At 44.0% G+C, this 14,740-nt stretch carries 18 protein-coding genes; all 18 read right to left on the bottom strand.

What is annotated here, in order from left to right; all coding sequences use genetic code 11:
• Positions 1-75: 75 nt before the first annotated feature.
• The 18 genes from infA to rplE all read right to left on the bottom strand — a co-directional run bounded on the left by infA (position 76) and on the right by rplE (position 14,731).
• Positions 76-294, bottom strand: a complete 219-nt coding sequence (infA, locus tag B5E53_RS10105; protein ID WP_005344620.1) for a translation initiation factor IF-1 — start codon at positions 292-294, stop codon at positions 76-78.
• A 23-nt stretch (positions 295-317) separates the two neighbouring features.
• Positions 318-587 (bottom strand): KOW domain-containing RNA-binding protein, encoded by a 270-nt coding sequence (locus B5E53_RS10100; RefSeq protein WP_087314639.1) that lies wholly within the window; start codon positions 585-587, stop codon positions 318-320.
• 94 nt (positions 588-681) lie between these two features.
• Positions 682-1,446: a type I methionyl aminopeptidase gene (map, locus tag B5E53_RS10095; protein WP_087314637.1), complete on the bottom strand. Its 765-nt coding sequence runs from the start codon at positions 1,444-1,446 to the stop codon at positions 682-684.
• A gap of 167 nt (positions 1,447-1,613) precedes the next feature.
• Entirely contained in the window at positions 1,614-2,255 is a 642-nt protein-coding gene (locus B5E53_RS10090) for an adenylate kinase (protein ID WP_087314635.1), read from the bottom strand.
• A 25-nt stretch (positions 2,256-2,280) separates the two neighbouring features.
• Positions 2,281-2,646, bottom strand: a complete 366-nt coding sequence (locus tag B5E53_RS10085; protein ID WP_087314632.1) for a DUF1667 domain-containing protein — start codon at positions 2,644-2,646, stop codon at positions 2,281-2,283.
• A gap of 6 nt (positions 2,647-2,652) precedes the next feature.
• Entirely contained in the window at positions 2,653-3,927 is a 1,275-nt protein-coding gene (locus B5E53_RS10080; protein ID WP_087314630.1) for an NAD(P)/FAD-dependent oxidoreductase, read from the bottom strand.
• Positions 3,928-3,954: 27 nt separating this feature from the next.
• On the bottom strand, positions 3,955-5,397 hold the full coding sequence (locus tag B5E53_RS10075) for an NAD(P)/FAD-dependent oxidoreductase (protein ID WP_087314628.1): 1,443 nt from the start codon (positions 5,395-5,397) through the stop codon (positions 3,955-3,957).
• A 523-nt stretch (positions 5,398-5,920) separates the two neighbouring features.
• Positions 5,921-8,746 (bottom strand): YfhO family protein, encoded by a 2,826-nt coding sequence (locus B5E53_RS10070; protein ID WP_087314626.1) that lies wholly within the window; start codon positions 8,744-8,746, stop codon positions 5,921-5,923.
• Positions 8,747-8,770: 24 nt separating this feature from the next.
• Positions 8,771-9,730, bottom strand: a complete 960-nt coding sequence (locus tag B5E53_RS10065) for a glycosyltransferase family 2 protein (RefSeq protein WP_087314624.1) — start codon at positions 9,728-9,730, stop codon at positions 8,771-8,773.
• 329 nt (positions 9,731-10,059) lie between these two features.
• A complete protein-coding gene (gene secY / locus B5E53_RS10060; protein WP_087314622.1) occupies positions 10,060-11,373 on the bottom strand; it encodes a preprotein translocase subunit SecY in 1,314 nt (437 codons plus the stop codon).
• On the bottom strand, positions 11,373-11,816 hold the full coding sequence (rplO, locus tag B5E53_RS10055) for a 50S ribosomal protein L15 (RefSeq protein WP_087314620.1): 444 nt from the start codon (positions 11,814-11,816) through the stop codon (positions 11,373-11,375). The genes secY and rplO overlap by 1 nt, the downstream gene beginning before the upstream one ends.
• Positions 11,817-11,840: 24 nt before the next feature.
• On the bottom strand, positions 11,841-12,023 hold the full coding sequence (rpmD, locus tag B5E53_RS10050; RefSeq protein ID WP_087314618.1) for a 50S ribosomal protein L30: 183 nt from the start codon (positions 12,021-12,023) through the stop codon (positions 11,841-11,843).
• A 15-nt stretch (positions 12,024-12,038) separates the two neighbouring features.
• The gene (rpsE, locus tag B5E53_RS10045; protein WP_087314616.1) at positions 12,039-12,542 is read right to left on the bottom strand and encodes a 30S ribosomal protein S5; all 504 of its coding nucleotides are present in this window, start codon (positions 12,540-12,542) and stop codon (positions 12,039-12,041) included.
• Between the two features lie 15 nt (positions 12,543-12,557).
• The gene (gene rplR, locus B5E53_RS10040; RefSeq protein ID WP_087314614.1) at positions 12,558-12,926 is read right to left on the bottom strand and encodes a 50S ribosomal protein L18; all 369 of its coding nucleotides are present in this window, start codon (positions 12,924-12,926) and stop codon (positions 12,558-12,560) included.
• 16 nt (positions 12,927-12,942) lie between these two features.
• On the bottom strand, positions 12,943-13,485 hold the full coding sequence (gene rplF, locus B5E53_RS10035) for a 50S ribosomal protein L6 (RefSeq protein WP_087314611.1): 543 nt from the start codon (positions 13,483-13,485) through the stop codon (positions 12,943-12,945).
• A gap of 71 nt (positions 13,486-13,556) precedes the next feature.
• A complete protein-coding gene (gene rpsH / locus B5E53_RS10030; RefSeq protein WP_087314608.1) occupies positions 13,557-13,958 on the bottom strand; it encodes a 30S ribosomal protein S8 in 402 nt (133 codons plus the stop codon).
• 32 nt (positions 13,959-13,990) lie between these two features.
• The gene (locus B5E53_RS10025) at positions 13,991-14,176 is read right to left on the bottom strand and encodes a type Z 30S ribosomal protein S14 (RefSeq protein ID WP_087281687.1); all 186 of its coding nucleotides are present in this window, start codon (positions 14,174-14,176) and stop codon (positions 13,991-13,993) included.
• Positions 14,177-14,191: 15 nt separating this feature from the next.
• Positions 14,192-14,731 (bottom strand): 50S ribosomal protein L5, encoded by a 540-nt coding sequence (gene rplE / locus B5E53_RS10020; RefSeq protein ID WP_087314606.1) that lies wholly within the window; start codon positions 14,729-14,731, stop codon positions 14,192-14,194.
• Positions 14,732-14,740 lie beyond the last annotated feature (9 nt).

Here is a 14,740-nt window from a genome sequence, read left to right as displayed (position 1 = left end):
AAGCAAGCACGAAAATGCCAAAAGTCGGCATAAATATACCGTCTTTCAAGGCTAAATCGTACAAAACCTTTCTGTCTATTTATCTCTCCAGATAATTCTGCCTTTTGTTAAATCGTATGGGGAAAGTTCAATGGTCACTTTATCTCCAGGTAAAATCTTGATAAAGTTCATGCGTAATTTGCCGCTGATGTGACCCAGCACCTGATGGCCATTCTCCAGCTCCACCTTGAACATAGCGTTAGGAAGCTTCTCTACTACCTTTCCTTCTACTTCAATAACATCTGATTTTGACATACTATATAATCCTCCTGCTTTCTTTACTTGCGCTCTCCCGCTGCCAGTACCGCTTTTTTAATCTGCATATCCGCGTCGGCCGACTGAATCAGAGACGGGAAAGCTTCTGCCATTTTCTCAGAGCGCATCATCTGAACATGTTTCTTTTTTTTCATTTTGGGGTTGGCAAGGCATCTGTGTACACCGTCACACAGCCCCACCATCTCACCAGCCTCACTGACGATCATATAAAGTCTTCCTTTGTCATGACCGCATAAAGACGTGGCAAAATAACCTGCTTTATATTCTATCATATATTTTCTCCGTTACAAGCAAAAAATTTTAAAAAGTAAATTTATTTTATCCGTTTTGTTTTATGAAAACTGCCCATATCCGGCAGAAAATCTGTTATTTCTCCTCCGGCAGCATGGTGAGAATCTCACATCCGTCATCGGTGATGGCAATGGTATTCTCATAATGAGCGGAAAGCCTTCCGTCCCTGGTGACTACTGTCCAGTCGTCATCCATCCACCACACATCGTAAGTTCCCGCATTGATCATCGGTTCGACGGCAAGAGTCATCCCCTTCTGAAGTCTCGCTCCCCGGCGTCTGCGCACAAAGTTCGGGATCTCCGGTTCTTCATGCAGAGAAGTGCCGATGCCATGGCCTACCAGATCCCGCACAACAGAAAAACGGTTCTTCTCGGCGTAAGTCTGGATTCCCCTGGCAATATCAACTAAATGGTTGCCTGGTTTCGCATTTTTTATTCCTTCAAAAAAGGACTGTTTTGTCACATCGATCAGTTTCCTGGCTTCATCGCTGATCTCCCCCACTCCGTGGGTCCTTGCGGCATCTGAATGATATCCTTTGTAAATGAGACCGGCATCCAGGCTGACGATATCTCCGTTTTTGATATACCTCTTATCAGAAGGAATACCATGTACCACCTCGTTGTTGACCGATACGCAGATGGACGCCGGATAACCGTTATAATTCAAAAAATTCGGAATACAGCCGTAGCTCCGGATCATCTCTTCTCCCAGACGGTCAATGTCCTTTGTGGTCATTCCCTCTTTCAGTTCTTTTCCCAGCTCGTAGTGGACCTTTGCCAGAATCTGACCGGCCGTCCGCATTAATTCAATCTCATGTTCGCTTTTTATTGTAATTGACATACGTTCTCCCTTTATTTCATTCCAATATGTTTTTTATTTATTTTTCTATAATAATCTGAATCGGTCATTCTGTCAAATGTAACTACTCCCCGACATGACGAAAAGCAGGGCCGCTGTACGCGGTCCTGCTCCATTTCTTCTGAATTGCTGTCAGAACATTTTTGATTTTATCCAAGCACTGCTGTGATCTCGTCAAATACCACCTGAATATCCTTTGTGCCATCCACTGTGAGAAGGACTTCCTTCTTATTATAATAGTCGATCAGCGGCTGGGTCTGCTCATGATATACCTGCAGTCTTTTCTTGACGGTCTCCGGCTTGTCATCATCACGAAGAACCAGTTTTTCTCCACAGACATCGCAGATACCTTCCTTTTTACTTGGAAGATTTACAATGTGATAGGTGGCGCCGCAGTTTAAGCAGGCTCTTCTTCCGGACATTCTCTCGATGATATTGGCATCCGGCACATCCACATTGATAGCGTAATCAATCTTTTCGTTCTGATTATTCAACGCGTAATCAAGAGCCTCAGCCTGTGGAATATTCCGTGGAAATCCATCCAGAATAAAACCGTTCATACAGTCTTTCTCTTTGATTCTGTCGATAACCAAATCTACAGTCAGCTCGTCCGGAACCAGCTCGCCGGCATCCATATATCCTTTCGCTTTCTTTCCGAGCTCTGTATTATTTTTGATATTCATTCTGAAGATATCACCGGTGGAAATGTGCGGAATTCCGTATTTCTCTGCCAGCATCTTCGCCTGGGTTCCTTTTCCTGCTCCAGGCGCGCCCAACATAATAATTTTCATATCATTAACCTCCAGATTCGAAGATTTACACTGCCTCAATGTTCTTTGTGGCAACTACGTCCACACCGGTACCTGCTACGTTAGGAACGATCACATCACCGATCTTAACCGGAGCTTTTACGATGACAGGTTTGATCTCCTCTAAGATATCGAAGATCTTTGCCTTCGGAATTACATCCTTTGTCTTTACGGATACAGCTGCCAGGTTACCGCCATCCACTCTGACGATGGTCGTAACGGTACGGGTCGGGTTGGTCACTTCTTCTCTCGCGTATTTCTCACCACGGGCACAGGTGTAACCTGCCACATCTTTTACTTCGCCATTTTCCATTGTTACTGTAATCTGACATCCCAGAGGACATCCTATACATGTCAATTGTCTTTTTTCCATGATATCCTACTCCTCCTCAATCTTTACAGTGATGGTCTTTAATCCGTCATAATCCTCAAGAGCTTTTTTCTTCAGGATGATCTGTTCCATCTCGCCAGGTGCCATAACCTGTTTCTTTCTGTGCTGTACTCTCTCATCATTGAAGTACACGCTGATATAGCTGTCTTTAAATACACTGCCCACACGGAAACGTACTGTCAGCAGATCTGCCATGTTGTCCAGATGGATGGAAGTAGGAACCGTGTAACGTGCGCCGTCTGTTGCCTTGATATCGATGACATTGTCAGACTTCTTCACATCTTTTCCGTAACGTTCTTTTACATACTGAGCGGCATTCTTTCCGGCCAGAGCGGCTTCCTCGGAAACATAGTCTACCAGGTCATGTACATGCAGAACATTACCGCAGGCAAAGATACCTTCCACGTTGGTCTCCAGGCTCTCATCAACGATCGGTCCGTTGGTGATCGGGCTCATCTCAACTTCTGCTTTCTTGGACAGTTCGTTCTCCGGGATCAGTCCGACAGAAAGAAGAAGAGTATCACAATCGTAGTGCATCTCTGTGCCAGGGATCGGTTTTCTGTCCGGTCCGACCTCTGCGATGACAACGCCGGTCAGACGGTCTCTTCCCTCGATATCAATAACAGTATGGCTTAAGTACAGCGGGATATCATAGTCATCCAGACACTGTACGATATTTCTCTTCAGACCTCCGGAGTAAGGCATAACCTCTGCCACACACTGTACCTTCGCGCCCTCAAAAGTCATACGTCTTGCCATGATCAGTCCGATATCACCGGAACCAAGGATGACAACTTTTTTACCCGGCATAAATCCTTCGATGTTTACCAGTCTCTGAGCAGTACCTGCAGAATAGATACCTGCCGGACGGTAACCAGGAATGTTCAGGGCTCCACGCGGTCTCTCACGGCATCCCATGGCCAGGACAACGGCCTTTGCCTGGTACATTACCATACCGTCTTCCCGGTTCATCACGGTCACAACTTTATCATGGGAGATGTCGCATACCATGGTATGTAATTTATATTCGATATTTAACTCTGCAGCCTGCTGGATGAAACGGTCTGCGTACTCTGGTCCGGTCAGCTCCTCTTTAAATGTATGAAGACCGAATCCGTTATGGATACACTGATTTAAGATACCGCCGAGCTGGTTATCTCTTTCGATAATTAAAATACTGTCGATTCCTTCTTTTTTTGCAGAGATGGCAGCAGCAAGACCTGCCGGGCCTCCGCCGACAATTATGACATCATATGATTTCATAGCATTATTCCTCACTTTCTTTCAATCTTAGTCTTCTTTGATCTTTCCTACTAACATATTGGAACCTTCACCCTTCTTGGTGATTTCTGTCATAGGAATACCAAGTTCTCTTGAAAGAATTTCCATTGTTCTTGGAGTACAGAAGCCAGCCTGGCAGCGGCCCATACCCTGACGGGTACGACGTTTGATGCCGTCCAGGGATCTTGCGCCCAGCGGACGATTGATGGCATCTACGATCTCACCCTCTGTTACCATCTCACAACGGCATACGATGTTGCCGTACTGAGGATTCTTCTTGATCATCTCGTTCTTCTCTTCCATGGAGAGATCTTCCATGTGAACGATGCCTTTTCTCTTTGCAATGAAGTTCTCATTCTTCGGGAAATGATATTTATCCTGGATCAGGCCAACCATCATCTCTGCAATGGCAGGGGAGCTGGTAAGACCAGGAGATTCAATACCTGCTGCATCGAAGAAGCCCGGTGCATCAGCAACCTCTTCTACGATAAATTCATGATGTTCTTCGTGGGCACGAAGGCCGGCAAAAGAAGTAATGACTTTATTCATTGGAAGACGATCCTTTGTCAGATAACTGTTGGAAGCCTTATCTACCAGATCATTGATGATTTCCTGTGTGGTATTTACGCCTTCTTTATCCTCGATATCTGTTGCGGAAGGACCTACGAACATATTGCCGTGAATGGTAGGAGCTGTAAGAACACCCTTGCCCATCGGGCCCGGCAGCGGGAAGATTGTCGCTGTGAAGTAATTGCCAAGTTCCTTATCCATCAGCAGATATTCACCTTTACGGGCAACGATCTTCATCTTCTTCTCGCTTACCATGTTATGCATTACATCTGCATAAACACCGGCAGCGTTGACAACAGCTTTTGTCTCCATGACACCTTTGTTGGTATCCAGCTCATAGTAGCCGTCTTTCTTTACAATATTCTCTACCTTTGTCTCAAATTTAAATTCAACGCCATTGACTGCAGCGTTCTCGCCCATGGCAATGGCAAGATTGAACGGACAGATGATTCCGCCGGTCGGAACGTAAAGGGCTGCAACAGAATTCGGGGACAGGTTCGGCTCCATCTGAAGAAGCTCGTCTCTCTCCACAATTCTTGCATCCGGAACACCGTTGGCATTGGCCTGTGCCAGCAGCTCGTCCAGTTTTCCTCTCTCAGATTCTACTGTACAGACAATCAGAGAACCGTTTTTCTTGATCGGGAAATCCAGTTCCTCTGCCAGCTGATATAACAGCTCATTACCACGTACATTCAGCTTAGCCATCAGAGTGCCAGGCTTACAGTCATAACCGGCATGAACAATACCGCTGTTTGCTTTTGAAGTTCCAGATGCCACATCGTCACCTTTGTCAATCACGCAAACGTTTGCCTGATATTTAGAAAGCTCTCTGGCAATACAAGTACCGACAACGCCGGCACCAATTACAATAATGTCATACATGTCTTTTTACCTCCATTTGCTTTGCCCGCATGATAAGAAAACGGCCAGCCATGCTTTCTCCGCAGAAATTTGTTACAAAATTACCAGACTGCTTTTATTTTGTATATAAATTTCATGCAGATTTCCCGGCCAAAAAAATTCCAGCCACCGCCTGCGTTGGGCATCACAGACAGCAAGTTAGATATAGTATTTGTACATAAATCAGCCATCAGGTCTACCAATTGCACAAATGTGTATGAAAAAATCACACACATTTTTCATAAAATATACAAATAAGACCGCTTTTTATCACTCGTTTCTATGCATATATATTACCGCATTTTTCCCAAATTGTAAATTATACATTTTTTACAAAATGCCTAATGTAACCCTTGAGTCTTGTGCAAAAATGTACATTTTCTCTTTTTTTATTAAATTTATCGCTAAAAAAGTATCTAAAATTTTAATTATTTTTGTACTAAATTTTAATTTTTGTACATTTTCACGCAGATATAACAAATACAAAATTTTTATTTTGTTAATTCTATAACATTTTTATTCTGTTATATCTTCTTTTCACAGCAATTATGACACAGAGGGCTGCTCCAAGCGCCGAAAAACCAATTCCCATTGTCAGCCCCGGAGTCCGGTAAGTCAATACAATGTCGTGACTGCCCTTTTCCAGAGGAATTGCCATGAACATGGTGTTGGCCTGGAGGATTTCCGTCTTTTCTCCGTCCACCCAGGCGGTCCACCCGGTGGAATACGGAAAGGCAAGACATAGGATTTTATTTTCTGACAGGTGAATCTGTCCGCTGATCCGGTTGGTTCCTATCTCCATGTTTTCCAGTACGTTCTCCTTCCTGGCAGCGGTTTCCTCCGCATACCCTTTCATGGTCTGTCCGAGCACCTGGAATTTGTCCGTGCTGTAGCGGCCTCTTCGAGGAAAATATATGGTAATCTCATCCCGGCCTTTTTCGCTCCATCCCAGATGAATAAGATAATCTTTCCTTCCGCTGTATCTCACGTGGCGCGGCGTCAGATATGTCAGACGTTTTTGCACTCCGTGTTTTCTTCCGGATTTTCCGTCTATACGGAGATTGATCTGTCTGATATCCCGTTTCTGTCCTTTATATTCCAGTCCCTTCACCATCACTGCTGTTTCTGCATCAGGAATTTTGTCCATGAGTTTCAGGGTAATGCTGGCATTGGCCTTTTTCACCCGAAAACGGATTCCGTTTTGTGAAGCGTCTTCACTGTTTCCATCTCCGTCGTTTCTTCCTTCCACGGAAACACCGTCCGCTTTCTCTATTTCCCAGGACAACACACGGGAAGTAGGCTCCGGCGATTCCTTCTTATAACCCGGCAGATCTTTTTCCAGAAGGACACTTTGTAACATTCCCTTCTCTTTGTCCTGTTCGTTCATTTTTTCATAGGTTTCTCTGTCCATATAGCTGTCATAAGTGTATCCCAGGGGAAGGGCAAATTGATTCTCATATACACTGTAACTCTTCTGCCCCCGGTTTGTCCTGATCTGACAGCTTCCCTTCTTCACGTATCCATAAGGCAGGCTGTCTGTATCCCCGGTCTGCACCACATAATATTTCACTCCCGCCAGAGTATTCAGTACCGTTCTGCCATCCAGTCCCCGGTAATTATAATCTGTTTTATTATTGACTCCCATCTCTTTGAAAAATTGCTCTGGCAGTTTATCTGTCAGACTCCAGTAAAAATGGGTGGACATCAGGCCGCTCTTTAAAGTGGAATTTCTCTCAATGAGATCAAAGGCAGCGGAATAACGTGCCTCTTTCACATCATCCCCCGCTATCTTTTTCACTGCAGTGTCCACCGGAGCATTGAGATCCGTTCTCACAACCTCCTTGTATCTGTATTCAGAAGCTCTGTTATTCCCTCTCTCTGAAAAATTATAAAAGGCATTGGTTCCCACAGACGCTGCGACCAGAACCAGCATAATGACAGAAGACAAGCCAGCCTTAAGGTGCCTCCATTCCATATGGGACAAGGCAAGCACACAGATTCCCACCGCCATAAATGCCAGGATAAAAAGAATCTCTTCGGTGACCGCTATCTCTCTGCGCCATAAAAGATAACCGCCGGCCGCCGCCGCCGAGACAGCCAGCACCGCCAGCTTCTTTGTACTTAAAGAGAACAGTGTTCTCCATTCCACTGACACAATACATGCCACGAGCAGAACATAGCCAAACATCCATCGGTTGGAGGAATAGGCAAAGCCATGAAAAATCTTTCCCATCAGCGGCAGACACGCGACTGCAGTCAATGTAAGAAAAGCTGCTTTAAGCTCCAGATGTTTCTTCCGGTCCATGAACAACAGCAGCAGGCAGAAAAATGCCACGAAAGAAAATACCATGGCTGTATGATGGGGCAGCGTCGGTGTCGATGTAAAAAATAAGACCGGCAGATTCTTATAAAAATCTCCTTCATAAAAAAGTTCTATTCCCGACTTTCTGGAAATCCGGGCAGTCCGTGACAGAAGATTCAGCACCGGAATCAGCATCACACCGGCAAGACAGGCACCTGTCACTGCATATCCGGCAATCTTCATCAGATTTCCCACCAGCTTTTTCCACCGGCGAAGGCCGTATCGGGTGAACAGACGAATCAGCACATAGACGATCACGTTACATCCGATGATATAAAAGAAATAGAAATTGTTGACGGCGCTGAGACAGACCATGGCGATGAAAAGCGCCGGTGATTTCTTCTCCAGTATTTTTTCCACTCCTATGAGCATCAGCGGCAGATAGATCATTGGATTTAAAAAATACGGGTGATGAAGCCCCATGACCAAGGCATAAGCGGAAAAAAGGTAGATCATGGATGCCGCCAGCATTCCCGTTATGGCTATCAGCCTGTCCTTTCTGTTATCTTCCGCAGAGAAATTCATATGCCCTTCTCTGACATTCCGGTTTCTCCTGCAGCAGCAGAAGGCGCCAAACGCCAGCCCTGCCAGATACAGACGCAGAAGAATCATTCCATCATAAAAATTCACCATGTACCTGTCCGGGACAAATACGGATAACAGACATAAGGGATCTCCTATGACATAGTAGTGTAAAGTAGTAACGATATCGCTGCCAAATCCAATGCACTGACTCCAGAGCGGAATGGCCAGCTGATGATTCTCCACAAGATTTCTCACGATTCCCTGCAGCCAGTCTGAATAAAACTGCAGCGCCTTATAATGCTGATTCCATCCGTCTATCTGCCACACAAACGATCTTCCCTCTGACCAGAATTGCTGAAACACCAGCAGGCACATTAAAATAAATACAACTGTGTAAATACCAATATACGACAATATTTCCTTTCTTCTTTTGCTAAACTTCATTTGTCTTTCTCTCTTTCTTGTTGATCATCTCTGATTTATTTCCGGTTTTTCTTTTATATTTGTCTCTTCCACCAGAAAAATCGGCCGGTTTTTAGTTTCAATGTAGGTCTTGGCCAGATACTGTCCCAGTATACCGATACAAAAAAGCTGTACACCCGATACAAAGATAACGATACAAGCCAGAGACGGCCAGCCTGTGGTGGGATCTCCGAATACAACAGTTTTGACAATAATAAATACGATCATAATCAGTGCAGCAAGACAGAACAAGATCCCCAGCAATGAAGAAAAAACCAGGGGAACCGTGGTGAAGGCGACGATTCCGTCCAGCGCGTAAACTAAAAGTTTCCAGAAAGACCATTTGGTCTCTCCTGCCACCCGTTCTATATTTTCGTATTCCAGCCACTTCTTTTTAAAACCGACCCAGCCGAAAATACCTTTGGAAAAACGGTTCTTCTCCGGCATGGACAAAATGGCATCCACCACTTTCCGCCGCATCATCTGAAAATCTCTGGCTCCATCCACCACATCTGTTTTTGACATGCGGTTGATCATTCTGTAAAACATCCGGGCAAAAAAAGAGCGAATCGGCGGTTCTCCTTTTCTGTCCACCCTTCGGCTCCCCACACAGTCGTATTGTTCCTCTGTGATGAGCCTGTACATTTCCGGGAGCAAAGACGGCGGGTCCTGCAGATCTGCATCCATGATGACCACATAATCCCCGCGGGAATACTGCATCCCCGCATATATGGCTGCTTCCTTCCCAAAATTTCTGGAGAAGGAGAGATAATGTACTTTCTCGTTTTTTTCGCTCAGATCCCTAAGCTTCTCCATGGTATTATCCGTGGAACCATCATCCACAAAGAGATATTCCACATCAACTGGCATCTCCGCCGTATATTTTTCTGTTTCTTCCAGGAAAATTTTCACTGTTGATTCTTCATTGTAAGCCGGCACGATAATTGATAAAAGTTCCTGTTTCATATTTTTCCTCCTGTTTTCAGACAATATAAAAAGGGTATAGTTTATTATACCCCCCCCAGAAAAATCAATGATTTTATATTGTCCTAAGTTACAATAATATTATATATTATACTCTGTATTTTGCTCATTTCAACAGAAGACTCCCATATGAAAGAAAAGCTAAAGAAAATCCGATTCCATACACAAAATGAAAGAAAATCTAAAAAAACAGCCGTCTGATTCTTCCTTCAGATCAGGACAAACTGAGATGCAGGCACTATCCTGCTTCTGTTGTCTTGATCGAAGGCGTCATCCAAACGACTGCCTAAACGTATATTATTTATTCAAATTTAATCACTTAAAAATCCTGTGTAATGTCTTACCAGCATCTGTGATTCAATCTGTTTGATTGTCTCCAGTACAACTCCGGCAATAATGATCAGGGAAGTTCCGCCGAAGGAAACATTTGCTCCGAAATATCCATTGAAGAAAATCGGGATTACTGCGATGATACACAGACCGATCGCTCCGATGAAGATTACGTAGTTCAGAATCGAATTCAGATAATCCACTGTCGGCTTACCTGGACGGATGCCCGGGATGAAGCCACCCTGTTTCTTCATATTGTTGGCGATCTCTAGCGGATTAAAAGTAATCGACGTATAGAAATACGCAAACAATACGGTAAGAAGCAGATATACAACCAGACCAATGGAACGTGCCGGATGTTCCGGGTCACACCAGTTGGACTGATTCAGGCAGGCAAAGATAAATCCCGGAATTCCATCCGGATTTGCGCCCACCAGCTGCTCAATAACCAGAGGAAACTGCAACAATGAAGAGGAAAAGATGATTGGGATAACACTGGCTGTGTTCACCTTTACAGGCAGCACGGAGCCCTGTCCACCAATCTGTTTTCTTCCCTGCAGTTTCTTTGAATACTGTACAGGGATGCGTCTTTCTGCATCATTTAAAAGTATCGTCAGAACAAAAGTTCCGATGATAATAGCCAAAATAACCACTACCGCAATAACAATGCCGCCAATCTGTTTACCCTGCACAAATTTCTGATACAGGTTATAGAAGTCACCTGGCATACGGGATACGATGTTGATAAGAAGGATAATGGAAATACCATTGCCCACGCCCTTATCGGTAATCTGCTCACCCAGCCACATAACAAATACGGCACCGGCTGTCAGGCACACGATCATTTCGATCACAATCAGCGGACTGAAGTCAGATAACAGGCCCTGACGTCCGAATCCGATGGCCAGACCGGCACTCTCAAGAACAGCCAGTCCCAGTGTCACAAATCTCGTGATAGTGTTTATCTTTTTACGTCCGTCTTCTCCATCACGATGCATTTCCTCCAGTGCCGGAATGGCAATGGTAAGAAGCTGTATAATGATGGAAGATGTGATATATGGTGTTACGTTCAGCGCAAAAACGGACATTGACTCAAACGATCCGCCAGTAAAGGAATTCAGCAGGTTAAAAGAGTCTCCCATCAGCGAATTCAGATATTCGCTGATGCGGGCACTGTCAATTCCCGGAATCGGCAACTGACTGCCCAGCCTCGTTATAATTAAGATAAAAAGCGTAAAGAGAAGCTTTCTTCTGATGTCCTTTACTTTCAGAGCATTTCTGAGAGTTTCAAACATTAGATCACCTCGGCTTTTCCGCCAGCAGCTTCAATCTTGGCAATTGCGCTCTTGGAGAACGCGTTAACCTGAACTGTAAGCTTCTTGCTTAAATCTCCATTTCCAAGAATTTTTACACCATCAAAAGAGTTCTTAACCATTCCTGCCTCTTTTAATGTTTCAATTGTCACTACGCTGTCTGCGTCAAATCTTTCAAGCTCGGAAACATTGATTCCGATGATCTTTTTGGAGTTGATGCAGGTGAATCCTCTCTTAGGGATTCGTCTGTATAAAGGCATCTGACCGCCTTCAAAACCTACACGGACATTTCCGCCGGAACGGGATTTCTGTCCTTTCTGTCCTCTGCCTGCTGTTTTGCCATTTCCTGAACCATGTCCACGGCCTACACGAAATGCATCGCTGTGTTTAGAACCTGCAGCAGGATGTAAATTGGATAAATTCATTTACGGATACCTCCTTATCTGCAACTAAATCTCTTCAACTTTTACGAGATGTCTCACATGCCAAATCATGCCGCGGATGGCATCATTGTCAGGCATTTCAACTGTTTTGTGTAATTTTTTAAGTCCCAGGGCTGCTACAGTTGCTCTCTGTTTTGGGATAGCACCGATAGGAGACTTAACTAATGTGATTCTTAATTTATCTGCCATCTTCGTTCCCTCCTTTTAGAGCTCATCAACGGATTTGCCGCGAAGTCTCGCAACTTCTTCCGGTGTCTTCATAGCTTTCAGACCTTCGATTGTAGCAAGTACAACGTTCTGTTTATTGTTGGAGCCCAGTGCTTTGGAACGGATATTTTTGTATCCGGCCAGCTCCAGTACGGCACGGGAAGGACCTCCGGCGATGATACCGGTACCTTCTGGGGATGTCTTCAGCAGTACGGAAGCGCTGCCGAATTTGCCGATGAAATCATGTGGAATGGAACCTACTTCATTTACAGGTACCTCAACCAGTTTTTTCATAGCAGCTTCTTTTCCCTTGCGGATTGCTTCAGGGATCTCGATTGCTTTTCCTAAACCAGCTCCAACATGACCGTTTTTATCACCAACGACTACCAGAGCAGCAAAACGCATGTTACGTCCACCCTTTACTACTTTGGTAACACGTTTGATTGATACTACTGTTTCCTGTAATTCTAATTGACTAGCATCAATTAATTCACGCTTCATGTTATTTCCTCCTTGTTAGAAATTCAGACCAGCTTCACGGGCTGCTTCTGCCAGAGCCTGAACTTTGCCCTGATAAATGTATCCGCCTCTGTCAAAGACAACTGATGTAATACCTTTTTCCAGTGCTCTCTTTGCGATTACTGTTCCCAGGTATTTTGCCGCAGCAACATCGTTGGTTTTTTCGAGTTCTGCCTTTACGTCCTTCTGTACTGTAGAAGCTGAAACGAGAGTATGCTGAGCGACGTCGTCAATAATCTGAGCGTACATATGATTGTTACTTCTAAATACGGCTAAACGCGGAGTAGAAGCGGTTCCGCTGATGCGGTTACGAAGTCTTCTATGTTTTTTAACACGTACTTCACTTCTTGATTTTTTACTAATCATTCTTACGTCCTCCTAATTATTTCTTACCTGTCTTACCAACTTTACGTCTGATAACCTCATCAGCGTATTTGATACCTTTACCTTTGTAAGGTTCCGGTCTTCTCTTATCTCTGATCTCAGCTGCGTACTGACCAACTTTCTGTTTGTCAATACCTTTGATCGTGATCTTATTCTGTCCGTCCAGTACAGATTCCAGACCTTCCGGGTCTTCCATTTCTACCGGATGAGAATATCCGAGGGAGAGGATAAGTTTCTTACCCTGTTTCTGTGCTCTGTAACCAACACCGTTGATCTCCAGAACTTTTTCGTATCCTTTTGTAACACCTGTTACCATATTTGCGATCAGTGTTCTTGTAAGACCGTGTAAAGATTTCATTTTCTTTAAGTCGTTCGGTCTTGTTACAACAACATGATTATCTTCAATTTTGATGTCCATTTCCACAGGAAGACTTTCTGTCAGTGTTCCTTTTGGACCTTTCACAGTCACTACGTTGTTCTCTGCTACGGTAACTTCAACACCAGCAGGGATTTCAACAGGTAATCTACCAATTCGTGACATAGTGCACCTCCTTAGATTGTCGGAAGAGACGTTTTCGTCTCTTCTGTTTTCAGCAGTTTATAATAATATTTTTACCATACGAAGGCAAGAACTTCTCCGCCAACGTTCATGGAACGAGCTTCTTTGTCTGTGAGAACGCCTTTGTTTGTGGAAATGATAGCCACACCTAAACCGTTAAGTACCCGTGGAAGGTTCTCAACGTCAGCGTATACTCGAAGTCCCGGTTTGGAAATTCTCTTCAGACCGGAAATAATCTTTTCATTTTTATCTGCACCGTATTTTAATGTGATACGGATTGTCTTAAAAATTCCATCTTCGATTACATCGTAGCTTTTGATGTATCCTTCTTTTAAAAGGATATCTGCGATGGCAAGTTTCATTTTAGATGCAGGTACATCTACTGTATCGTGTTTTGCAGTGTTCGCATTACGGATTCTTGTAAGCATATCTGCAATAGGATCACTCATTGTCATGTTGGTTTTGCCTCCTTCCTGATTCGCTTGTTTTACCAGCTTGCTTTCTTAACTCCAGGTATCTGACCTTTGTATGCTAATTCACGGAAGCAGATTCTGCAGATTCCGTATTTTCTTAAATAAGCATGTGGACGGCCACAGATTCTACAGCGGGAATATTCTCTTGTAGAAAATTTCTGTTTACGCTGCTGTTTAATTTTCATTGCTTTTTTAGCCATTAGAAATCCTCCTAACTATTTTGCGTACGGCATTCCGAATAAAGTAAGTAATTCGCGGGCTTCTTCATCAGTGTGAGCGGTTGTAACGAAGATTACATCCATACCTCTGACTTTTTCTACCTTATCGTACTCGATTTCAGGGAAGATAAGCTGTTCCTTAATTCCCAGTGCGTAATTACCTCTTCCGTCGAAAGCGTTAGGATTAACACCTCTGAAGTCACGTACACGTGGTAAAGCAAGATTAACAAGACGGTCAACAAAATCATACATTCTATCGCCTCTTAATGTTACTTTACAGCCAATCGGCATTCCTTCTCTTAACTTGAAGTTCGCAACTGATTTCTTTGCTTTACAGATAACGGCTTTCTGACCTGTGATGATCTGCATATCATTTACAGCCGCATCCAGTAATTTATGATTATCTTTCGCATCACCAACACCCATATTGACAACAATTTTTACGAGCTTTGGAATCTGCATTTCATTTTTATAGCCAAACTTTTTCATCATGGCAGCTTTGATCTCGCTGTCATACATTTCTTTCAGTCTACTCAACTTTGTCAG

The organism is Eubacterium sp. An11 (genome assembly GCF_002161065.1).
Classification (GTDB): domain Bacteria; phylum Bacillota; class Clostridia; order Lachnospirales; family Lachnospiraceae; genus Anaerobutyricum; species Anaerobutyricum faecale.
This window is presented reverse-complemented; position numbering and strand designations above follow the sequence as displayed.